The organism is Lacrimispora amygdalina, assembly GCF_003432035.1.
Lineage (GTDB): Bacteria > Bacillota > Clostridia > Lachnospirales > Lachnospiraceae > Lacrimispora > Lacrimispora amygdalina.
In genome coordinates this window covers 21,488-44,277 of sequence record NZ_QOHO01000021.1, presented here as the reverse complement: position 1 = coordinate 44,277, position 22,790 = coordinate 21,488, and the positions used below count along the sequence as shown (strand labels likewise).

Below are 22,790 nucleotides of genomic sequence, written 5' to 3'. Positions count from 1 at the left end.
GGAAGGAGCCCCATATGGACACAATTACCGCAGAACAAATCGGCAGAAAAATCATACGGCTTCTGGACAGTATCGTGAATTTTGCGGTACTGGCCGTTCTCCTGCTGCTCATTGCTTTTGCGGGCTATGCCATATGGGACTCCGGTCAGGTGTATCAGGCAGCGGATGCCGCGCAGTATGCAGTGTATAAGCCCACGGAGGAAGACAGCATTTCCTTTGGCGAGCTCCGCACCCTCAACCCGGAGGTATTCGCCTGGCTCACCGTTTACGGCACGCATATCGACTACCCTGTCACGCAGGGCAGGGACAACGCCAAATATGTCAATACCGATGTATCCGGCAACTATTCCCTTTCGGGAACTATTTTTTTAGATTATCGAAACGGCGGGCGCTTTCAGGATTTTAACAGCATCCTGTATGGGCACCACATGGAAAAGAACGCCATGTTTGGCGAGCTTGCCTCCTTTGCCGAAAAAGCCTTTTTCGACGAGCACCCTTATGGCAACTTATTCTATGATGGCGAAAACCACGGCCTTATGTTTTTTGCCTTTTTCAAAACGGACGCATACGATGCAGCGACCTTCACCCCCCACGTGGAAGGTGAGGAGGCCCAGCGGGAGTACCTGCAAAGCCTGCTGGATAAGGCCATTCATACCCGCGATGCCGGGGTAACGGAAGACAGCCGCATTTTGCTGTTGACCACCTGTGCCACAGACGCGACAAACGGGCGGGATATTCTCGTCGCAAAAATCACGGACGAACGATACAGCGACACATTCAGTCTGAACGATACGAACGATACGGGCATACAGGTTTCGGCGGACCGGCAGGAGGGAATCTGGCAAATCATTCCCTTATGGGCAAAGATCACGGTGCCTGCACTCGTGCTGTTCCTGCTGCTTGTCATGGTTCTTTATCATATACGAAGAAAAGAGGAATAACGTTATGCGCTTACCAACAAAAAAGGGGAAAAGAGCCGCGATCCTATCCTATCTGCTTTTCGCCTGCCTGTGTTTCATGCTGCCGCAAACCGCTCATGCGGCCGGTACCCCAGCTGAGGTCACGCTGACCGTGGAGCAGGTTTTTAGCACCAACGCGGCGGGCGTAAACGATGTGTTCTCTTACGAGCTTATTGCGGATGAGGCAAATCCTATGCCGGCCGGCAGTTCCGGCGGCGTATATTCCTTTACGGCCGCCGGCACAGGCAGCGTAAAGATCCATATGAATTTCCCGGATACCGGAGTGTACAACTATACCGTCCGGTGCAGTTCGTTGGCTGCCAGCCTATCCGGCTATGTTTATGACGATCAGATCTACCGGGTAACGGTTACCGTTACCCGTCAAGGCGGCGGTAAACTGGCGGCCCTGGTTGTCGTCCAAAAAGCCGACAACAATAAAAGCGCCAGTCTCCGGTTCAGCCATTCCTATGTTTTCCGCCCCAGCGACCCCTCTATCATGGTGGATCCGCCAGTCAAAAAGACAGTTTCCGGAAACCCGCGGACGGACAGCGTTTTCACCTTTAAACTGACCGCAGGAAATCCCGCCAACCCCATGCCGGCCGGGAGTGCAAACGGTGTAAAAACCATGACCATTGTGGGTTCGGGAGAAAAAGACTTCGGGACATGGGCCTATACTACCGAGGGGACGTACTACTACACCATTTCTGAGGTAAACACTCAGGAGCGCGGCTACACCTACGATACTGCCGTCTATACCATCACCGATGTCGTTAAGGCGGTGAATAACCAGCTCACGGTCAGCCGCACGGTGACCAACCACCTAAATAAGCCGGTGACGGCCTGTATTTTCATCAATCGATATAAAATCAGTAGCGGCGGAGGTGGCGGAAACGGGGGAGGAACAAATCCCGGAGGCGGCGTAAATCCTGGTGATGGAACAAATCCCGGAGGCGGTTCAAATCCTGTTGACGGCACGAATCCCGAAGGCGGTTCAAATCCTATTGATGACATAAACCCCGGAGACGGCACGAATCCTGGCGGAAATGAAGGTCCGAGAACTGGTGATGATACCGGCATTACCCTTTATATGGTTGTGCTGGCGGCTGGGATCACGGCGGCCGCCGGCTCTGTATTCGGCCTGCTCTACTTGAAAAAGAGGGAGAAAAAGAAATATGCCGATGCAAACTAACGGGTATTCTTCGGCGGCGAGAAAGAACCGGCTGATAAAGCCGGCTCTTTGGTTTCTGCTCCTTGCAGCCCTATGTGTAATTGCCTGGTCGGGATACAGGCTGTGGGAAGCGCGGCAGATGTATGTGCAGGGCGATCAAAGCTACGAGCGGCTGCAAGATCTGGTGCGCCAGCCGGAAAATGCGGCGGACGGGGCTGAAGCTGACAGCAACCTCCCACAAGAGCCGCAGGCGGAGGCTCCCGCCCTTTTTATCGACTTTGACGCGCTGTGGAAGGCAGGCATTGATGCCGCTGCCTGGCTGTACTGCCCGGATACCCCCATTAACTATCCCGTCATGCGTGCGGACGATTATGACTGGTATCTCCACCATCTGCCTGACGGCACGTACAACGCCAACGGCTCCCTGTTCCTGGACTTCAACGGCCCGGCCGATTTCAGCGGAAACTTAAGCATCATCTATGGGCACAACATGAAGAACGGAAAGATGTTCGGCTCCCTTACCGGCTACAAGAAGCAGGCGTATTTTGAGCAGCACCCATCTATGTACCTGTACACGCAGGAGGAAAATTACCGGGTTGACCTGATGTACGGTTGTGTGATCGGCGCTGGAGAATGGCGGGACCGCGCCTTCATGTTTGAGACGAATCTGGACGCCCTGCTTTCCTATGCCGCATACAATACCACCTTTGATAGCGGCCTTTCCCGTGCGGAGGGCGACCGGGTCATTGTTTTTTCAACATGTTCCTATGAGTTTAACGATGCGAGATATGTCGTTCTCGGGCTTCTGCGGCCGGAATACGGAGTGGCGGCGGAAACGTCGGAGCCATGATGCTGCCGGAGGGGACACCCCTTCGGCGGAGCATACATATCGCATTTTCTGGAATGTATCAGGCCAAATATCAAACCGGTTCATGACACGAAAAGCCGGGTTTATAGCATTTATGTATGCGACGGCGGGTTATATGTTTTATTTAACTTTTAAAATAAAAGTCCTAATTAGAAGGGACTCCATCGCAAGCATTACGAAGGAGTACATATAAATATGAAATTTCAGATTACAACTGACTACGCAATCCGGGTCGTACTCTACCTGGCTCAGCATCCCGGACAGGTGTGCGGTTCAAGGGAGATGGCGGAAAAACTTTGTATGACCTATTCGTACATGATTAAGGTAACTGCAAAGCTTAAGGCGGCTGGCTTTATTGAGTCTGTGCAGGGACCTTTTGGCGGGTATCGCCTGGCAATAAGCCCTTTCGACATTACCTTGTACGACATCATTTTAGCGATTGAAGGCAAAATCCAAATCAACCGCTGCTTAGAAGACGACCACTATTGCAGCCGGTATAACATCGATGAACAGAACCATTGCCCGGTTCACCAGTCTTTTCAAACGCTCCAGAATCAGATGATTGAATTCCTGAAAAGCCAGCGGATCAGCAAACTATCAGGGATGGATACATGATAAATGCGGTGCAGACATCATGTTAGCTGTTAGAAAAAATATGGTCACCCAAGTCTGATGGTTCAGACAGGAAGGAGCAGTAATGTATCAAGTATATAACAATAGTCCGTTTGTTCCCAGGAATGTAATGAATGAACTGGTGGAAGAAAAATTGGATCATCTGATGCATCTTGTGGACATGTGCTGTTGCAGTGAGTGCCGTGCCCTTGTAAAAGAGCTGGCGATGAAAGAACTGCCGTCTATGCATGTGACCTGTATGAGCGAAGATGTCCATGCGCGTTTTGCGGGCATGGCCGCACAGACGCAGGCAAATATTGTTACGGCGATCCTGCATAGCGCTGAAACGGTACAAAAACACTCACAGCATTGCCCTGTTCAGAAATAGTGGAAGTCAATAATACGGCATTGAAATACGGGCTTATGACATTAAAACGGGGTTTTATGACATTTTTAATTTGTTTAGGCTGAAATTTGGTACGTTGCTTATAGTTTCTGAGCAATCGGGATTGAATTTGCAAAGGACGATGTAGTGACGGATCTGTCTGGTTTCAAGTGCGCCGCAAATCCTGATACCTACACAAACTGATGGAAGGTGGGATGGAAAGGATGGCAGACATTTTACGATCTAAAAACGGAGTGTATGAATGTATCAACAATCCAGACAATAAGAAAAGATATGTCCTGCAGGAAATTAAGGGCTGTTATCCCGTCTTGGTACCGGTGGAAGACGCGGGCTGCGAAGAAAAGGCAACGGAAATCGCAAAGCGTTATCCGATTCGGGTATTGTCGAAGGAAGATTTCAGCGAAAAAACACAAGAGTCGCAGGCTGGTCTGCTTTTAAGAATAAAAAGGACGCTGCGCCGGTGGTGGCATTGAAGTAACTCCTGATGGGTATTATGTGGAGGGCAGCGGTAAATGGATAAAGGAACCCCCAGAATCTAAACAGTATCAACTTTATAGAGGGGGAAAATGTAATCCTGCGATCTTCCCTTCCCCAATAAGGGAGTGTTTAGAAATAGAGGATGGGAAACGTATGATAAAAGTCGAGGAAACACGGAACCTCTGCCACAGTATAACTGCAACGGACCGTGTCAGTACAATGCTTATTTGTTTTTACGGGAAAAAGGGGGAAGATTTGTATGGTGAAATTCTTAACTGTTACATTGATAGGCCGGTCTGTTTTTCCAGCCTCGGGGATTTGGTTCTTAAATTAGATGAAATATGCGACTGGATTGGGAGTCCCCAGCCATCAATGGAACCCAGGTTTCTTAATAAGAGGATGGCGGAACAATATGCATACAGGACGAAGGGAAAAAACAAAGTGCCGGTCAAGGCAAAAATTCAATTACAGGATATGAAGGCGCTCAGTACCCGAGCCATTCGGGCAAAAAGCACACTGACAATAAAAATCGAGTACCGTCTGAATGCAAGCATACAGGGAAGAGTGATGGGCAAGTTGACGAACAAAAACTACGTGGGATTTCGAAGTGCCCTGGAACTGATTCGTATGCTGAAGGAGATTGTCATAAGAACTGACAGCATAGTCTGAGCGTGAATCGCAAATTGTGTGAATAAAAGTAAAAAATGAATCCTCCTAGATGCGTAAAAGACGACAGCATCTGAGGAGGATTTTACTTTTTCAATAAAGCTGGACGCTGTTAAAGGAGACATGGAGTCAGAGCTTCACGAGGCTGTTTTCCGGCTCCATGAGTGTGAATAAATACCTATTATTTGGAGCAAAAAAAGTAAATTAGGAACATGGCTCAAAAACTAAAGAAATTCTCAGAGTAAATTCATTGTAATAATGATAAATATTACCAATTAAAAATCACTAAATTATAGTTCTGTTTTAGTTAAAAGTCGAGTGAGTTCAGAAGGGGGGAAATCAATGAAAAAGATTATACCGCTCGGATTAGCCTTTTTAATATTTCTCTGCAGTACCCTTGTTCTACCTGTACAGGCGGCAGATATGTCACAAAGGGATAGTCCGGCAGATATTGTACTTGTTGCAGACATTAGCAATTCCATGAACACTGCGGATAAAGAACAGTATTTAAAGGAAGCTCTTAAGCTTACAGTGGACCTCATTCCAGAGAAAGGACGATTTGCACTTGTCACCGTCAATGGAGAAATTGTTTTTGCCTCCGATTTAATTGATGTTTCGGATATGAATGAGAAACAACGCATTAAATCGGAAATAGAACACCTATCATATTCAGGAAACACGAATCTTGCGGTTGGAATTCAAAAAGCAGTCTTTCTACTAAAAGACAGCAAGGAAAATACGACAAAGAGAAAAATTATACTGATATCTGATATTACAGATGGTGGACTATATTTGGGAAAAGCTGCAACTGCTGCTGATTATGAGCAGCATGTCAAAATCGTTAAGGACTCTACTCAGGAGGCCAAAGAACAAGGAATTGTTATTGATACCATATTGCTTCGTCAGGCACCTAAATCGGATTCCACCATTACAGAGATAGAGGCTTTGTCATCCGAGACCGGCGGACAGCTTCTTCGGATTGAAAATTCAAATCGATTTACCGAATGTATAGAATCAATCTATTTTTCCTCTTTCCAATATAACCGCTCTGAGATTACCGGAATTAATACCATTGGTGGGCAGCAGACAATGGAGATTGTGTTGCCTACGGAACATGTGAACCGGGCGAGAATCCTGTTTTCATCGACCACCCCTGTTAAAGGGATACAGGTCAGCCACCCAGGAACGATAGCTACGGAAAGTAACCGGTCCTACTCCATGGTTGATTTAAGCCGGCCTGATAAAGCTGGCCTGCAGATTTCCGTTGACCAGGGTAACAGCAAGGCTGTAAAGGTATATTTGATTGTTGATTACACTTTGAATGTGACCGTTACAGCAAACAGTGAAGTGGAGCAGTCCGGTAAAAAGGAGTTTATACAAAAAACAACCCTGATAGCGGATATCGTGGACACGGTATCCGGCAAAAGCATATTAGAAGACGATTTTCTTAAGTATTTTTCATGTAATGCATTACTGACAGTTCCAGGTGAGGAAAAAGGGATTTCTTTGGACCTTAAAATGAATGACGATCATAAGTTAGCGGCTGTCATTACGCCGGTGGAATTCGGACAATACCATCTCACTCTGGATATAAAACATGATGGCATTGTTCCTGAACTGCCAACGGCCAAAGTACAAATAGACGATATCCGCCCAGTACCGGAACCATCAAGATTTACAGAAAAAGCTGCTGCGATAACTGGTGGTTGCATCATCCTGATCGCGATTCTTGTGTTTGTGTTTGTTCGAAAACGAAAAAAACAGATAAGCGGCGAACTTCACAGTGAGATTCATTATGATTATGGCTTCTCCGGTAAATTGGATGTGTATATCGTCTGGGCGAAAGGAGGAGATTACGAGATCCCGCCATTCACCTTTTACTTAAGCCGCCTTGGCAACCAGAAGCGGATAAATCTTTCAGAGATTCTCTCAGTCAGTAATATCCGGCTTCCTTTTGCCGGTGCAGAGAAGATATGGTTTTATGTAGGTCCAGAAAAAACCTTGTTGATTAAAAATAGCTCAAAAGCCAAGATTCTTTTTTCTGGAAGTGAAATAGTATCGGGCAGACACGCCAAGCTCTCTTATGGGCAGAAGTTCTACATTGTTTTTGAGCAGGACGTGGATGAAATCGAGATATATTACAGAAATGTGAAAGAAGGTGATCGGAAGGAAGAAACAAGACATACATACATGCTTGATCAAGATATAACTTCAAAAAACTAAAGAATGAAAGGTGTGTGATTGCATATGGCCGATATTCGGCAAACGAACCGAACAATGGTTTTTGATTTTTTTAATCCGGAAAAACCAGATATTCTCACACTTGTGGGAGATGTGCGGGGGGTGGATTCTCTTTCCGACGAACACATAAAGAGAATTAATGAAGCTCTACTCGTAACATCATACGAAGAGTTCGAGAATAAGTTTAATCCTAAAGTGTATTCCGTATTCGATTCAAAAACGAAAAGGGTTCGGCATTCTCTTACCAAGTTAGAGGGTATACCTGATAACCTAGTGACGGAAATTTCTATAAACAGGAATAACAGCTTCTTTAAAATGTTTACGGGTCTTGTGGATCATAAGCGTGCTCTGGGTATTAAGAATGTAGATTGCGAATATGAAAGTGATCTGGATATGATAACGCCAAATAAAGAGATGGATGATATTCTTCAGATCCGCAAAGAATTGCAGTATTCTAATGCACAGTATGCAGCACTTGAAGATGGGGATCCCCAGAAACGGGATCTGGGAGACAAGCTAAATGAACTGGTTGGGGAGATACGTGTAAATTATGGCAATGTGTTTAATATGTTTCCCATTGCCATTAAAGACTGCGAGACAAGACTGCTCTTAGGCCGTCAGGAGAGTGATGGTAAAAGTGAGAGAATTGCAGCCGGTATTCTTCGAATGGGGGACAATGGGGAACTAAAGGTATTGGAAGCACCCAAGGTAGATGAGACTTCGCTTACGCTTACGGATAATCCAAGTAACCAAGGATTAATTGAAGTGTTGGAAAAGGATTATGAAGAAGCAAGCGGAGATGAAGCATCGAATTATATAAAAGCATTAGTTGTTCGCACATTCTGCCCGCTCACATCTGCATCAGAGCAAGAAATCGATATACAAAAGGAGACGGAAAACCACAACGCCTATCTTGAATTATACACTGAGATGAAAAACGATTTTATCAAGACGGTGAAACCGCTCATTGAGAAAATGATGGGAGTACGGGAGTTTTTCGAGCAGTATACCGTCAAAGGAAAAGGCATGCGCCCTTCCCTGCTGATAATGAATATCGCTCCTGAAATGATTGCGAAAAGTAACAATCTGCCCCGCCTGCTTACATACTTAAACACCGTAAACAGTAAAAACGATTATGACAATACCGTTTGGTTCAGCATATTTCCTAATTTGAGTCTTTCGAGGACGGCAGGAGTCAGAACACACCGGGAATACTTTACTGGAAATAAAAAAGTAGAGAATGCGGATGTGAATACCATGGAAACCTTAGGCCAGCTCTTAAAAGTATTACATGAATACGGAATTAAAACATTTTTTTCTTTTGAAACACGGGAAGAGACGACGTTTAACCGTATTGCTACCGATGGAATCAATACTTTTGTCAATCGCTGCGAACCGCTCATGGACAAGCCGTACAGTGCATATGCGGTTCCATGCCTGCCAAATATCACGGTAGTGCCGAAAGATAAATCCGGTGTCATCACAGGAGCTCTTATGGTAGCAGACGGCGAGCAGGTGTATTTATCCAAAGAGAAAGAAGATATTATGCGGCTTTGGATCGAGGGAGTCTATATCAGCGCGGCTTATGTGGGCGCCGGAATTATGGCAGCCTGCCAGTGCCCGGAGTATCTGAAAGAGCATTTTGTAAAAAACGTGCATCCGGAGCTTCCGGGAGTACGCTACGATATCGAAGCCGGAAACAATGCACTGGTGACGAAGACAACGCTGGCAAAGGAAATTACCGGTTTTACCGGTAGTGTAAAGTCAGATATCAACAACAAAAATTTCGGATTCATTTTTGCTTCCGAAAATGCCAAACACAACGGGCTGCCAGTGGACAGGCTCACGGTATACAAGGCCAGGAGCCTTGCCTCCGACGGCACCGCCTTTGAACCGATTTACCAGACGCAGGTGGAAGCATACTTTAACCGGATATTCCGTCAGGCGACCGGAGATTACAAGCAGGACAACATCATCAGTTTTTTCTCCGCAAATCCCAACAGCCAGATGAGTAAATGGCTAAATCAGAAGGATTACGTCAATACCATTATACAAAAGGGCGATGATATCAGATACACACTGGATGAAGCGAACGGTACCTGTGATATTGAGTTTGTATTCAGTGGCAGTTCCAGGAATATGAGAATACAATTACAGCGTTCTACGGCCGGTAAAATGGCTTAAGACGATAAAACAGCAAATCAAAGGAGGTTGAAACGATGGGTTTTAGATTAAAGGTCACTAGTTCAGAAGAAATTTCATTAAATGAAAAGCAGATCGAAGAGATGGAGTATAAGATACTTACTCCCGAGGATTCCAATGCCCGCAGCACCGATTTGGGTACTGAAATCAAAGTACGGGGTAAAATCATTCCGTCCATCGCCAGTGCAGAAGGGGAACCCAGTATCGGCTTGCACAGATGGTCACTGGTACCGGCGGAACGCTTGGACAGTTACCGGAAGGCGGAGCTGTCTGTAGTCAACGCAGGGGTGATTGTACGTAAAATTACCATCCCAAATGCATTTGTGGTGGAGTATGATGAGGACTTTTCCGATACCACGGGTAACGGCATATTCTTCCTGCATATCCGGCAGAAAAAAGATAAGATAACTGGCGTAGCCATTGAAGGTGGTTATAGCGAATAATCTATTTTTGAGAAAGGAGCGTTTAATATGGCATACATTGTTAAGGTAGAAGGTAGAAACGCATTTGAGTTAACGCAGGAAACGGTTGAAACCGTTAAATTTGTCACGGATATTCCGAAGGATTCCAATGCCCGCGCGAGGGATACCGGCGCCACCATTATTGTTACCGGTAAAATTCGTACGGCTGCGGATGGGGATTTGGCCGACAGCACATTAAAAGCGGCAAAGTGGTCGTTGATTCCGGCAGAAAGTGCAGATGCCTACCAGAAGGTCACGGTTACTACCATTGCGGCCGGGCAGGTGGTCCGGCAGATTACATATCCAGATGCATTTGTGATTGATTATAAAGAAAATTTCAAGGATGTAGCCGGTGTGGGGCAATTTACACTTACGGTCCGCCAAAAGAAAGACAAGCTGGACCAGATACAGGTTGAAGGCGGTTTTGCAAGCTGATCCTACACCACACCACATTCCAGAATGCACTGACAACGCCTGACTTACACGTTGGCGAAACACATAGGAGGGCGTGTCCGGCTGGGACACGCCCTCCTCCATAAATGAGGTAGCTGATGAAAGACTATTATGCAGTCCTGGGTGTCCGTAGAAACGATGGGACGGAAACCATCAAACAGGCATACCGTAAGCTCGCCAAACGGTTCCACCCGGACCTTAATCAAGGGAATTCTTCTGCGGAAGCCCGATTCAAGGAAATTGGGGAAGCATGGGAGACGTTGGGCGATGTGGAAAAGCGGAAAAAATATGATTCCGTGCTTTTTAAAACGCAGCAGACGAAAGAGGCACCGGCAGGAGTCAAAACCAAACGTTCTACACAGAATAAAAAAATTGATTATGAAAACCTATTGCGAGGGTTTAATGATTATTTCAGGAAAGAGAATATCACTGAAAAAGAGAATGTCAACAACAAGGGGAATCCATTGGATGCCACTGCGCTGTTTGAACAGTTTATGGGCTTAAAAAAATAAGGTTCATGGAGAAAAAAATATGAATGCGAAAAGAACGGCCATATACCTGCTGGATATCATGATTCTGATCGTATCCGCTATCTGCATGGTGTTGATATATAGGGAAGTTGATAATATTCAGGTTCAATATCCACTTTTAGCGGTCTGTCTGATGATCTTCCTTTGTGTAGTGATGATCGAGATAAAGGCTGGGTTGGTTACCCGTGAAGGAACTTTTCTAAATAGGTTGGAAGCTTCGGCACTTGTTCTTTTTGGGGATAACCAACGAGAAATCCAATTCTGGGATTTGGCAGGCCAGACATCACTTCTGATTGGAAAAAGTACGGATAAAATACTGGCGGATATTGACCTTTCCCAAACGGAATACAGTGCGACAATTGAAGCGCAGCACGCGGTATTGAATTATACGTATACCGGTTGGTACGTTGAGAATGTTTCTCTACGGGGGGATGTAAGTATCCGGCGTCCGGGAAAAGAACGGCAACAACTGCTGACCGTTGGCATTCCCTGCAAGCTATTACCGGGTGATGAGCTGTACATCGCTGATAGCACAGTATTATCAGTGAAATAATGAAGAACGATAGGGAGGAATGAAGATGAGTTTTAAACGCTGTAAAAACGGACATCTATTCGAGTCACGCCTGCACGGCAATATCTGCCCTTACTGCCATATGGTCGTTGAAAAGGAAACGGATAACTTGGGCAGCGGAGTTATAAATGAATTGGAAGCAAAACTGCTGTATGAGGAAATCGATCCGGTATGCGGCTGGCTGGCATGCTTTGAAGGACCCCGGCAGGGACAAAGCTATGTACTCCACGAGGGTAAAAATTTTATTGGAAGGTCGGATGATATGGATATCCGGATCTTAGGAGACGACAAAATCTCCCGACGAAATCACGCAGTTGTTGCTTATGATAACAAGACGCGTCGGTTTATGCTGCTGCCTGGGGATTCGAACGGTATTACTTATCTGGGGGGAACGGCCGTTTACACCCCGACCCTGCTGACAGATATGAGTGCCATTCAGCTCGGCCGAACAAAACTGATCTTCCGGCCCCTTTGCGGTGACAATTTCGTGTGGACCGATGACCAGGAGGTTGATCTGGCATCCTCCACGGGATAGCAGCCGGTTTACCGCAGGGAAGCGGGATCTTATTTTACAGGAGGAGAAACGATGCCCTACATCATCCTTAGCAGTTGTATCTTGACGGCGCTTCTGATTGTTCGAATTTCCCTTGGCAGTCTAAACAGTATCCCAAAACTGGACGCGGGCTATGCAGGGACGGTGGGAAATCAGCAGGTGAACGCAGATGCATACGACTGGGCAAATTATGAAAATCAAACCTTATATGTGATTGCTGGTGGTATCGGGCGGAGCGGTAAAGGAAAGATTGCAGCACAGGAAGCCATAAATACCATTGTTCGGATGTTCGAGATAACCGGCGCGACAAAAAATCCGGCCTTCTTTTTCCGGCAGGCACTTCATAGTGCAAATCAGGCGATTTTAAAGCGTATTACGGATAGTACGGCCGGCGCCAGCGTTTTATGTGCAGTGGTTAAAGAAGGTTTTTTGTATTACGCATCCGTCGGGAATTGCAGAATATCCGTGTATAGGCATGGAGAGCTGATTCCCTTAAGTGAAGGCCACACCATTGACGTATTGGCGAAAAATGCCTTCCGCAAGGGACAAATATCCCGGATGGAGGCGCTGGCCGCTTTGAAGGAAAAGCGGTTGTATAGTTTTGTGGGACACGATGGGTTCCAAGATGTTGAGATTTATGATGTTCCTGTTTCCCTCAAAAGAGGAGACAGTATTGTCATGATGACGGATGGGGTGTATGAATTCTTTTCAGCCGGGCAGATGGAGAAGATTCTGCAAACAAGAAAAAACAGTGCGCAAAAGGCCTGTCAGGTGATGGAGGAACTGGAAAATAACAATCATCCCGAGCAGGGTAATGCTTCCCTTATCATCTCACAAGTGAACCGGATCTAGGAGTATACCGAATGAGAAGAGATAATTCAGAATTTAAGACCGCTTATATAAGCCATGAAGGAACCAGGCTACATAACAACGACTACTTCGCCTTTATAGAACAGGACAAACTGGCCTGTTATATCCTGGTAGATGGCATTGAAACGGGGGATGAGAGTCAAAGTGCCCGGATAGCGGCAGAAGCGGTTGCCGTTGCTTTTAATGGGCATCCATCTATGACTAGAGGTTCAGTCAGAAGGTATCTTATGGCAGCACACAAAAGGCTGAAAATTAACCATAAGCAGCTTAGTATGAAAGCTTCTATCACCGTGGTGGTGACCGACTACACGACAATGCGCTTTGGCTATGTGGGCAATACCCGGTTCCATCTTTATCGCGGCGGACAGCTTCTTTTAGAAAGCAGGGACCACTCGCTAAGCTGGTCCCTGATGGAAGAGGACGAACTGCCAAAGGATAAAATAGCCAAGCACGAAGAACGTGGAAACCTCACGCGGTATTTAGGCCAGGAAGAAAATCTGGTACCGGATGTTTCTAAGAAAACCAAGCTGCGTGACGGCGATATTATTGTCTTGTTCACCAGGGGGATATGGGAAAATATCGATAGCTATGATTTGCAGGCCGTGTTTGAAGAGGCAGGCAGGGAACCGGAAGAAAGCGTCGGGTATGTAGAACGCCTGATATTAGATGCGCATCCGGAGGAAATCGACAATTATACTTTTGCGGCTATATTCGTTAATAAAACTTATGTGGATCCCAACAAAGGAAAAAAAATTAAGACAGTGCTGAAAATCGCAATTCCTGTATTGCTTATCCTTCTTATATTAGGAATCACTCTGTTTATCCGGCACAGGATTTGGCAGGAGAACAAAAGAAATATGGATTTATATTATTTAAGCGGTATTGAGTATATACAGGATAGTAATTTCCCAAGAGCAAAGGAAGAGTTGCGCAAAGCCTATGACCTGGCAGTTAAAGTCAAGGATATCTCTCGCAGGGATGAAATTGCCGAATATCAGAAGTTGACGGATGCAGTCATTGAAAGCGATGAAATGTTGATAAAAGAAGCGTATGAGGAAGCCTTAAAAGGATATGTTCACGCCCACGACCGCTCCAGATTTTCCGATAATCTGGCAGAGCGATACATTGCCGACAAACTGGAGGTGACCAAGAAATATATCAATGTCTTTGATATGCTGAGCCTCGGGGACCAACTGGCAGATCAGGGAAATTACGCATTGGCAGAGGAAAAATATCTTGAGGCACGCATGCTCGCTACCCAGAACTATGACTTAGATGGAAGGGAAAAAGCTAACAACGCGCTGGATGATTTATATTCAAAAATGGAGAAAGAAGCAGAACAGGAAAAAGAAGCGGGTAAGGAACGAACTCAAAATGAGATCGCAGCCGCTGACTTCATAATCCAGGGTGACAACGCATTAAAAGAGGGAGATATCGTAGGGGCCCGCCTGTATTACACCATGGCGAAAGAGAAATACTCCGAACTGGGGAATGAGAAGATTGTGGATTCCATTGATAAAAAGCTGGCGCTGGCAGAGGAACGGCAGAGAGAAAACGAGGAGCGGCTTGCAAGGGCTAATCAGTATATTGAAGAAGGGGAGCACTTGCTGACCCAGAAGAAATATGCGGATGCCAAAAAGCAGTACCTGCTTGCCCGTGAGATCTATGCGGACGTGAAGGAAGAAAGTAAGCTGGAAAAAACACAGACGAAAATAGAAATCGTGGATGGATACCTGACAGGAAGCAATTCGGAAGATACTTCGAAAAATATGGATAACACCACAGAAAACAGTCCGGAGAGTAATCCGTAAAGTAAGGATGCCAGATGACAGTAATTCCTTTGCTAATGACTTGAGGATAAAAGATATTTTGGAGGCGAAAGCATGAAACAGCTATCTTATACATTTAAACAAGGAAAAGAACCCGTGCGGCGTATGCTCTACCGGAAGGAAGAGTTAAATCGAATGACACTGTTTCAGCTCCGGGATATTTGTGAACGGGAGACCATTATTCATGCCGCTGTGGACCGCATGGACCGGGAGGAATTGATCCATCTCATCCTTCGGTTCCGCGGCAGCCGTACCCCACGCCTGATTAAAAGTCATCATACAAGCGGTTTTCAACGTTTAGAGACCGCACTGCGAGAGTCAAAAAAGATATTCCTGCCCAATCAAATTTCGATTCCCGGTAAATTGACGGTATATAAAAATTTGGATACCAACCTGTTTGACGGGTATGCCATAGATTACATTGGTGACCTGGATGGTGTGAATGCCGTCATATTGGATAAAGAGGAGAATATATGCGCCATATTGAACATTGAATCCTTTCCCGGAGTCAATAAGTTGTATATTACCCGCAGCAGTCATCTGGTTTGCCGGGAAGCAACCGTGCGGGATTACCGCATGTACCTGTTCCCGCGGAACTTATCCGATGTGATATGGGGCTTGTATACCGAAAGCACGGGTGTGCTGCCGCCGGAGATTCAGCTGTACAGTGTGCCATTGATGGATTTTTCTGTACGGAATCCTGTGGAATCCCCTGTTCCTCTGGCCGTTGATTTTGGAACCTCCAATACGGCCGCGGGTCTGTACATTGATCATATGTTTTACAGTAACATTGGGAAATCAATACACCGTCTATTCCACCGTGATGGACCGGGCTCAAATGGACGGCAGCCATTTGTTTTTAAAACCGATGCAGGAAGAGGATCTTCAGCAGTCAGCTCATTTAATGGGACAGATACAAGAGGAGCTTTCAAGTTCCGGAAGGTGCCATATGTCCACAGTCTTTCTTGAAGCCGACTATTTACAGTGCAAACAGCTTGAAGAATCAAAGCGGATTTTTCATGGTACCCTTAGTACGGAGCAGGGAGAGATACCTGCAACCTTCCAGCTGTCTACTGCCAAAAGATATGTAGATAACATATCCCAGTTGTATCGTTTGTTTTGTGCCAACCACATTCCCTGGGTTACCGTAAATTGTTCCTATTTATTGAAATTTTTCGATGTGTATTTGGTGGGAATCGCTCAGGACAGCCCTCTGCCCGAAAATATGGTTACTAAAATAAATATTGCCTACAAGGAATATGAAAAGTATATCTGCCTGGATCAGATACCGGTTTGGAATATAGAGAAAATGCTTGTGGAGAGCGATGATTTTCCGGTTCCGGCAGGAGATAAAGTGAACTTTGAATACCGGTTTGACTTATCCAAGGTGGGGATGGAACACGGATATCTAGTGGATTATGACAGTTCAAGCATCGTGACGACCCGGCAGGAGGGAGACTTTCTGGTCGCGGTTTCTTCCCAGGAGAAAGAAGTCCAGTGGAACGTAACAAGAATCATCCAACGTAAGGATACGATTACCGACCACTATCATTATGAGTTACTCTCCAACAAGCAGACGGACAGTTTTGCCGGACGTATGGCCTTGCATTATGGAACCGTCATCAGAACAAAACTGGAGTTAATGCGAATCCTCAATTCTTTTGAAGCTGGCGCCTGTTTGGAGTTTAACTCCCTTCACATTGCCAAAACTCCTGTACTTGGTGAAACCTATGACATGAATCCATTTATCATGGATGAAATCCGGGAAGACGGAGACCAAAAGACGATGATCCTACGGTTTAAGTCGTTAGGGCAAAAGGATTTCCTGATCCGGGACACCATGAGTTTCCTTGTTTCACAGGTACAGTATATCTATCCGGAATACCGATGTGTGGGGGTGCTTGTATGAATTATATCTGGGACGTAGCCTTAAAAGCGCAGAAGCAGGGAGTGTCATTTGAGGACATCATCTTTTACCCGGCCCGGCCGGTAACCCCTTATACAGAAGTCGCCTTTTCTGATATCAACCAGAGGGAGTTGGCCGACCCTATTGTTGAAGTGAATGCAATGTACCGGTTCAACATCATCTTCAAATCCTTATTGGATACAGAATATGAAGACGACGCAGAACTTAAGGAAGCTTTGTTTGATGTACTGATGCATTACCTGGCACTGCTGGATTTACGGCAGGGATTTTGCCGGTGGGAATATTATCAGCAATTTTTTAAAAGGGATTTTTATGACGGAAAGTTCGGGACCCGGCACAAGGAATTGTTTGATTCCGATGACAGGCAACATTCAAAATATTTTTCGGCCTATTTGGTTGCGCAGTATCAGGCGGGTTCATCCCTGATTTATCTTCGGGCAGTGATAAAAGCACTTTATCCGAGATCCATCGTATATCTGAATACGGATAAGAAGCTGGAGCTTTTGATTTATATTGGAAAGAAAGAAACACTTAAACTTCGCCGGCAGGTGGAATACCTATGTGATGCATTCATACCGTTTGAGTATACCGTTCATCTGTTCTGGGATAAACATTTTGGCATTATTGGCATAGACGAAACCATGGTACCGGATGAAATCATAGTGTTTTGAAGGGAGGGACCCATATGGAATATATGGACGAGAAGATTATCAATTTGCGTAACCAAGCTAAAAAAGCAGAACACACAAGCCTTGAGAAAGGTGTCTACATTAAAGAAGGGTTGTTGTCGTTCGAGCGACGAAAGTTATTCGATGGAGAAATGAGCATTCTATTGCCGGTTCCTTTTAAAATCATGCCGGAAGAGATTGCAAAAATAAAGTATCCGTCCGAGCAGCGGCCGCAGCTCATATACTCCAATGCAGGCGGAGATGTGAACTTCACCTTCAGCCTGTTCGATGAGCAGGTGAATACATCACAAATAAAAGAAGCCCGTGACCGCTTCCGGGGCCTTATCAAGAAGATCCAGCCAGCTAACCTTTTCATTGAAAAAAAAGAAGAGGACCTGAAAGACACAGTGGCAGCCTGGTTCGATTTTAAAAACTACGGCCTTGACGCCCAATTGTATAACCTGTTTTATTTCACCAATATAAAGGGCAAGCTGCTGCACGGAATCTTCAACTGCAAATTTGAGGAGGCCGAAGCGTGGAAACCTATTGCAGTACAGGTCATAAAATCAGTCTTTACTGATGAACGGGACAGTAATTAAAGCCTCCAAATGCGATATTTTAGATCAGAAAGGATGTGGAACAACCATGAGAGATAGCAATATAATTATTACGCCTTTTCATTTATTATCTCTTTTAAATCTTCAAATTACAAAAGGCGTAAATATGCACGCATCAGCGTTGTTTGAAGGAATCATACCGGAAGAAAAAGCGGAGGAATATGTACAGTCTTCTTTCAAAAACGTCCAGGCTGCCATTCTAGGACGGGATGAGGCAGGTAACGAAGTAGTCTTATTTCAGGGGATTGTAAAAAGTTTTCAGACAACAACACATAACGACCTGAAAGTGGCGTGCGGCCACTTAATTTCCGAGAGCTGGCGGATGGATATAAAACCACATATCCGTACTTTCCAGAATACCGGTCTTACATACAATCAGGTATTTGATTCCTATCTTAAAAATTACAAGAGCGGTAACTGTATCATGACGGTTGGAAAGGGCCAGAGCATCCAGAAATGGTTATTGCAGTACCAGGAGACAGATTGGGAGTTTACCAAGCGCCAGGCCAGCCGCTTCAACAGTTTTGTGGTAGCTGAATACAGAATCGCCGGTGTCAAATTTTTCTTTGGAATGCCGAACCGCCCGGCTTCCCATACCGTCAACCCGACCCATTACAGCGTGAAACTGAATGTGGAAGAATATATCCGGAAAAAGAATAACGGCGTGGAAGGACTAACGGAAAAGGACGCTGCTTGCTATGAATTTACGGACAGGGAGATTTATGATGTAGCAGATCCCGTGTCGCTGCATGGAAAACCGCTTTATGTGTTTGAAATACACAGTACGCTGGAAGGCGGAGAGCTTGTGCACCATTACTATCTCAAAACCCAAAACGGCTTTAAAACGGTGAAACAATATAATGAAAAAATCATTGGAGCATCTTTAGCCGCGAACATCACCAGTATTTCCAAGGATATGGTTCAGGTCAGCGTAAAAGAAGATGAAAACAGACAGAATTCCGGAGCCGTATGGATCCCTTATTCCACTGTGTATTCATCTCCCGATGGCACGGGATTTTATGCCATGCCGGAAAAAGGCGATGAAGTCCGACTGTATTGCCCAAACGAAAAAGAGCATGTGGCATACGCCATCAGCGCAGTTCACCTTACGGCCAGCGGTGCCCGCGATAACCCGGATTATAAGTCCATCAAGAACAAATATGGCAAGGAAGTGCTGTTTACTCCCGGCTCCGTGCTTGTTACCAACAACAAGGGCATGTCGGTGGAGCTTCTGGACGATGAAGGGATAAAAATTACCAGCGACAAAGCGGTGAGCATAAAGACAACGGAAAATATGGATATTGCAAGCGAGACCTCCTCCATTTCTCTGGTAGCGCCCCAATCCATTTCTTTGGAACAGGGCGACAGTAAAATCCGGCTGGAGAATGATGTGATTGTCGAAGGAGCTCAGACCAAGATGCAATAGCAGAAAGGAGGAGGCTATGAGTAAAGGAAATGGGTCGGAATATCTGGTGCGGGGAGCAGAACTTCAATGCAGGTGCGGCAGTGCACCAAGAAAACTAAATCTTCCGCTGTGCCATGGGGTCTACGTAACCAATCAGCCCATGATGAATGCGGATGATAATAAGGCCAATGTCAATGTTATGTTTTTTGGCATATGTGAAAAAACCGGAGAAAAATGTGACCCTCAAATATGTTCTTCCTGGTTGAAGCCCCATACGAAAACCATGGTTTCCGGAAGTCCGGCCATCACAACGGATTCCTTCCTGGTTTGCAGCAAAGGTGGACTGATTGAGCCGAAAACTTCAGGGCAGGAAATGACAGAAACACAATCCAGATCAGGAGCTGCCGCCTCAGCAGCAATGGCACTTGGAGGGGCCGGAGCAGCTGCAATTGCTGGAATGCCTGCCGGAGCAGCCGCCGTAATAGCAGGGGGAGCAAAAGCAGAACAATATTTTAACGGCAGTAACAAAGCTAAGGAAGCAAATAAAAATGGAACGGATGGAAGTTCAGGAAAAGAGTATATTACTGCTGCACAATTGAAATCTTTTGGCTGGAATGATACCTCAGACAAGAAAGTTACCGCCTTGAATAACACATTAGAAAAATACGGCATTACATCAAAGGAAAGCAAAACCTTATTTTTAGCTACTTGCGGGCATGAAAGCGGAAAGGGATTAAACTCTTTAGAAAGGCTAAATAAAGACGGAACCACTGCGGGAAAGTATGAAAAAAATGAGCGTGGTGCTGGATATATTCAAATAACATGGGAAGATACTCACCGCCAGTTTTTGAAGACAGTCAACGATTCTTTTGATGGAAAAGACACAGCAACCTATATTTCAGAAAAATATCCATGGGAGGCTGCAGGCTGGTTCTGGAGTACTAAAGAGGCAAAATCCGCTGGAAATACAAGTTTAAATAAATATGTTGATAAATATGGGTCTTCAAAAGGCGTATTCCTTATAACACAGTATCTTGTAAATGGTTGGCCGGAGGGACTTACAAATGAGGCAGCTATTAATATAAGAGATGGTAAGGTATCGTGGAAGATTGAAGATGGGAAGTTAAATGTAAATAACCAGCCAATTTGTAATGCTCCAAATGGATGGACTGACAGGGAGAAGAATTATAATGATGCTGTCGAATGCTTTAAATAAAATAGGATTAATATTATTTCTTGTAATGCTGACCGCTGCGATTACCGGATGCAGTGTTACTGACAATCATCCTTCGACAGATAAAAATAGTTCGGTTTCTCTAAACAATGCTGCAAAAGCTCTATTGCCAGAACAAGATACAGTATCCGTAGAGGAAGGGAATACTGCTCCCCCTGTGAAACAGCCAGGAAAAGAATATACAATTGAATTTAGAAGCAGTTCCTATTTTTCTGATTCCTACTGGAACAATATATTTTCCTTTCCTGTAATCCAGCTTTATTGTGTGGAGGAAAAGGAGGTTACTAAAAAGGCAAATAAGAGTATTGAAAAGGCAATGACCTCCTGGATCAGTGGGAAGGTCGTGAATCCTTCCGCCGTATATTTATCTATTTATTGCCATTCCGAAAGATATCTGTCTTTCGTAAATTCATTTGAATATAGTGCCAATCGTACAGATTACATTGATGATTATATCACAATTGATATGAGAACAGGAAAACGGGTTATGCTCAATGATTTGATTGAAGTGAATGAAGCATTTGTAAAGCATATTCAAGAGAGAAATATAGCAAAAGTTCCTGAATATGCAAGGGGAATTATGGATACGCCTGAAGAATATTTTAGAAAAGAATTAAGCGGAATGGATTCTGCAGATTTGCTGAAGGAACTGGAAGAGTGTTCGTTTACACAGGAGCAGGTAATAGCGAATGGGTATGATACGGTTGAGGAAACCATAGGTCCGTTAGTGTTCAGGAGTTCATTCTTCGTACAAAATCATACTTTAAATATTATTTTACAGGGAGGGAAGGGATATATCACTTTGGATATTAATGATATTGCCGATTTCTTGAAAGTGGACAAATGGTAAAGGTTGTTAGGATTGTTCCATACAGTTTAATTTAAGCAATGGAATAGCAATACGAAAGGAGGAAGGATGGAAAATAGAAGAAGGCAAATCTTTCAGTATAGTTCCTCCGTTCTTGCGGAGCGATTTGAAGCCAGCGCCCGGTTGATTCATCAAAATTACATGCAGAAAAGGGTAGCTATCGAACAGGATTTTCTAAATACATACAGCCAGGTGTTTTCTAATGCAATCCGACTACAGGCGGTCGGACGGAAACAGCCAGTACAATGGATATGCACCTCCTATTTACGTAGCAGTATTCTGACTGGGGATCCAAAGCTCCATATCGGTCTGTACGATGCCAGTTTCGTTTTGGATAAAAGTGAAATTGAGGGATATTGGCATACTGGATTTTTGTTTCAATGTATCAGGGAAGATATGGTTTATCTCACGCAGCAATTAAGGAAAGAATTTACCCATGTAATGGATTATGAGATCAAGGATTTATCGATTCAGTATTCGCAGCTGTTTTTCGCTTTGGCCGAATTCATTTATGACGATTTAATCCCCCTGCTCATCGAATCCCCCTGTTTTTTGGACATGGAGAAAGCCGCCCCGGTTCATTTTACGTTCGGAGAATATCTTGACCGGGGAAGGATCGTTTATTCCTATGGGAAGGAGGCGGGAGAGGATGGAATATTACTTAATCAAGGCTGACACAGATTATACCGATGTCCCGGTTGTTGAAAGTTGGTTTGACCGCATCGATGTCCGGGATATGAAACGGGCCCGGGCAAGCAGGCTCCCGGAGCGTGAATTGCTGTTTTTGCAGGGAAATCCGCATACGACGTTTACTGATATTCTTTTCCGGCCTTTTTTGCTGGTCTCAGAAAAAATGCAGGAGGTCATTACCCTATATGAACCCGACACCATATTCAAGGAAATTGTTTTGCTGGACACGGTAAACCAGCTTGCGGAGCTGTATTTCTGTCCGGTCCTGCATAAAGTGGACTGCCTGACCGAACAAAGCGAATTCAATCTGGACCGCAGCGTAATTAAAAAAGCAATCATAAATGTTTCTAAAACCGGAGATAAGAGCGTGTTTCTGCTTGCCGGCGTTCAAGGGTTTCAAGCAGTGGGACGTCTTGATTTCATTGAAAGCTTGCTGCGCAGAGATATTCGGGGCCTCACGCTCACCCCAATTGAAACTATAGACGAGGTAATGGCAATGGAATGGAAGTGATGAT

The 22,790-nt window shown here is 45.1% G+C and carries 25 protein-coding genes; all 25 read left to right on the top strand.

What is annotated here, in order from left to right:
• Positions 1–14: 14 nt before the first annotated feature.
• The 25 genes from srtB (at position 15) to DS742_RS07385 (ending at position 22,786) form a co-directional block, all read left to right on the top strand.
• Entirely contained in the window at positions 15–941 is a 927-nt protein-coding gene (gene srtB / locus DS742_RS07505; protein WP_117416374.1) for a class B sortase, read from the top strand.
• A 4-nt stretch (positions 942–945) separates the two neighbouring features.
• On the top strand, positions 946–2,148 hold the full coding sequence (locus tag DS742_RS07500; RefSeq protein ID WP_117416373.1) for a Spy0128 family protein: 1,203 nt from the start codon (positions 946–948) through the stop codon (positions 2,146–2,148).
• On the top strand, positions 2,132–2,977 hold the full coding sequence (locus tag DS742_RS07495) for a class B sortase (RefSeq protein ID WP_117416372.1): 846 nt from the start codon (positions 2,132–2,134) through the stop codon (positions 2,975–2,977). The genes DS742_RS07500 and DS742_RS07495 overlap by 17 nt, the downstream gene beginning before the upstream one ends.
• A 213-nt stretch (positions 2,978–3,190) precedes the next feature.
• Positions 3,191–3,610, top strand: coding sequence for an RrF2 family transcriptional regulator (locus DS742_RS07490; RefSeq protein WP_117416371.1), 420 nt, complete (start codon positions 3,191–3,193; stop codon positions 3,608–3,610).
• Positions 3,611–3,692: 82 nt separating this feature from the next.
• Positions 3,693–3,995: a late competence development ComFB family protein gene (locus DS742_RS07485; RefSeq protein WP_117416370.1), complete on the top strand. Its 303-nt coding sequence runs from the start codon at positions 3,693–3,695 to the stop codon at positions 3,993–3,995.
• A gap of 221 nt (positions 3,996–4,216) precedes the next feature.
• Positions 4,217–4,486 (top strand): hypothetical protein, encoded by a 270-nt coding sequence (locus DS742_RS07480; protein ID WP_147325736.1) that lies wholly within the window; start codon positions 4,217–4,219, stop codon positions 4,484–4,486.
• Positions 4,487–4,643: 157 nt separating this feature from the next.
• A complete protein-coding gene (locus tag DS742_RS07475; protein ID WP_117416368.1) occupies positions 4,644–5,159 on the top strand; it encodes a hypothetical protein in 516 nt (171 codons plus the stop codon).
• Positions 5,160–5,498: 339 nt separating this feature from the next.
• Positions 5,499–7,379, top strand: a complete 1,881-nt coding sequence (locus DS742_RS07470; RefSeq protein WP_117416367.1) for a vWA domain-containing protein — start codon at positions 5,499–5,501, stop codon at positions 7,377–7,379.
• Between the two features lie 24 nt (positions 7,380–7,403).
• Positions 7,404–9,581, top strand: a complete 2,178-nt coding sequence (locus tag DS742_RS07465; protein ID WP_117416366.1) for a transcriptional regulator — start codon at positions 7,404–7,406, stop codon at positions 9,579–9,581.
• A 35-nt stretch (positions 9,582–9,616) separates the two neighbouring features.
• Positions 9,617–10,042 carry a membrane-associated protease 1 gene (locus tag DS742_RS07460; protein ID WP_117416365.1) on the top strand — a complete coding sequence of 142 codons (426 nt, stop codon included), beginning with the start codon at positions 9,617–9,619 and terminating at the stop codon, positions 10,040–10,042.
• 27 nt (positions 10,043–10,069) lie between these two features.
• Positions 10,070–10,495, top strand: a complete 426-nt coding sequence (locus DS742_RS07455) for a membrane-associated protease 1 (RefSeq protein WP_117416364.1) — start codon at positions 10,070–10,072, stop codon at positions 10,493–10,495.
• A 116-nt stretch (positions 10,496–10,611) separates the two neighbouring features.
• Entirely contained in the window at positions 10,612–11,025 is a 414-nt protein-coding gene (locus DS742_RS07450; protein WP_117416363.1) for a J domain-containing protein, read from the top strand.
• Positions 11,026–11,044: 19 nt separating this feature from the next.
• The gene (locus tag DS742_RS07445) at positions 11,045–11,596 is read left to right on the top strand and encodes a hypothetical protein (protein ID WP_117416362.1); all 552 of its coding nucleotides are present in this window, start codon (positions 11,045–11,047) and stop codon (positions 11,594–11,596) included.
• 25 nt (positions 11,597–11,621) lie between these two features.
• A complete protein-coding gene (locus DS742_RS07440; protein ID WP_117416361.1) occupies positions 11,622–12,149 on the top strand; it encodes an FHA domain-containing protein in 528 nt (175 codons plus the stop codon).
• A gap of 51 nt (positions 12,150–12,200) precedes the next feature.
• A complete protein-coding gene (locus DS742_RS07435) occupies positions 12,201–13,019 on the top strand; it encodes a PP2C family protein-serine/threonine phosphatase (RefSeq protein WP_117416360.1) in 819 nt (272 codons plus the stop codon).
• Positions 13,020–13,030: 11 nt separating this feature from the next.
• Positions 13,031–14,848, top strand: coding sequence for a PP2C family protein-serine/threonine phosphatase (locus tag DS742_RS07430; protein WP_117416359.1), 1,818 nt, complete (start codon positions 13,031–13,033; stop codon positions 14,846–14,848).
• Between the two features lie 72 nt (positions 14,849–14,920).
• The gene (locus DS742_RS07425) at positions 14,921–15,835 is read left to right on the top strand and encodes a hypothetical protein (RefSeq protein ID WP_117416358.1); all 915 of its coding nucleotides are present in this window, start codon (positions 14,921–14,923) and stop codon (positions 15,833–15,835) included.
• Positions 15,816–16,775 carry a normocyte-binding protein gene (locus DS742_RS07420; RefSeq protein WP_117416357.1) on the top strand — a complete coding sequence of 320 codons (960 nt, stop codon included), beginning with the start codon at positions 15,816–15,818 and terminating at the stop codon, positions 16,773–16,775. The genes DS742_RS07425 and DS742_RS07420 overlap by 20 nt, the downstream gene beginning before the upstream one ends.
• On the top strand, positions 16,772–17,464 hold the full coding sequence (locus tag DS742_RS07415) for a hypothetical protein (RefSeq protein ID WP_117416356.1): 693 nt from the start codon (positions 16,772–16,774) through the stop codon (positions 17,462–17,464). The genes DS742_RS07420 and DS742_RS07415 overlap by 4 nt, the downstream gene beginning before the upstream one ends.
• A gap of 14 nt (positions 17,465–17,478) precedes the next feature.
• Positions 17,479–18,060 (top strand): hypothetical protein, encoded by a 582-nt coding sequence (locus DS742_RS07410; RefSeq protein WP_117416355.1) that lies wholly within the window; start codon positions 17,479–17,481, stop codon positions 18,058–18,060.
• 46 nt (positions 18,061–18,106) lie between these two features.
• Positions 18,107–19,504 (top strand): phage baseplate assembly protein V, encoded by a 1,398-nt coding sequence (locus tag DS742_RS07405; RefSeq protein WP_147325734.1) that lies wholly within the window; start codon positions 18,107–18,109, stop codon positions 19,502–19,504.
• Positions 19,505–19,520: 16 nt separating this feature from the next.
• Entirely contained in the window at positions 19,521–20,699 is a 1,179-nt protein-coding gene (locus tag DS742_RS29210) for a PAAR-like protein (protein WP_205692742.1), read from the top strand.
• The gene (locus tag DS742_RS07395; protein ID WP_117416353.1) at positions 20,674–21,567 is read left to right on the top strand and encodes a hypothetical protein; all 894 of its coding nucleotides are present in this window, start codon (positions 20,674–20,676) and stop codon (positions 21,565–21,567) included. Before DS742_RS29210 ends, DS742_RS07395 begins: the two co-directional genes overlap by 26 nt.
• A gap of 66 nt (positions 21,568–21,633) precedes the next feature.
• A complete protein-coding gene (locus tag DS742_RS07390) occupies positions 21,634–22,260 on the top strand; it encodes a hypothetical protein (protein ID WP_117416352.1) in 627 nt (208 codons plus the stop codon).
• Positions 22,235–22,786 (top strand): imm11 family protein, encoded by a 552-nt coding sequence (locus DS742_RS07385; RefSeq protein WP_117416351.1) that lies wholly within the window; start codon positions 22,235–22,237, stop codon positions 22,784–22,786. Before DS742_RS07390 ends, DS742_RS07385 begins: the two co-directional genes overlap by 26 nt.
• Positions 22,787–22,790 lie beyond the last annotated feature (4 nt).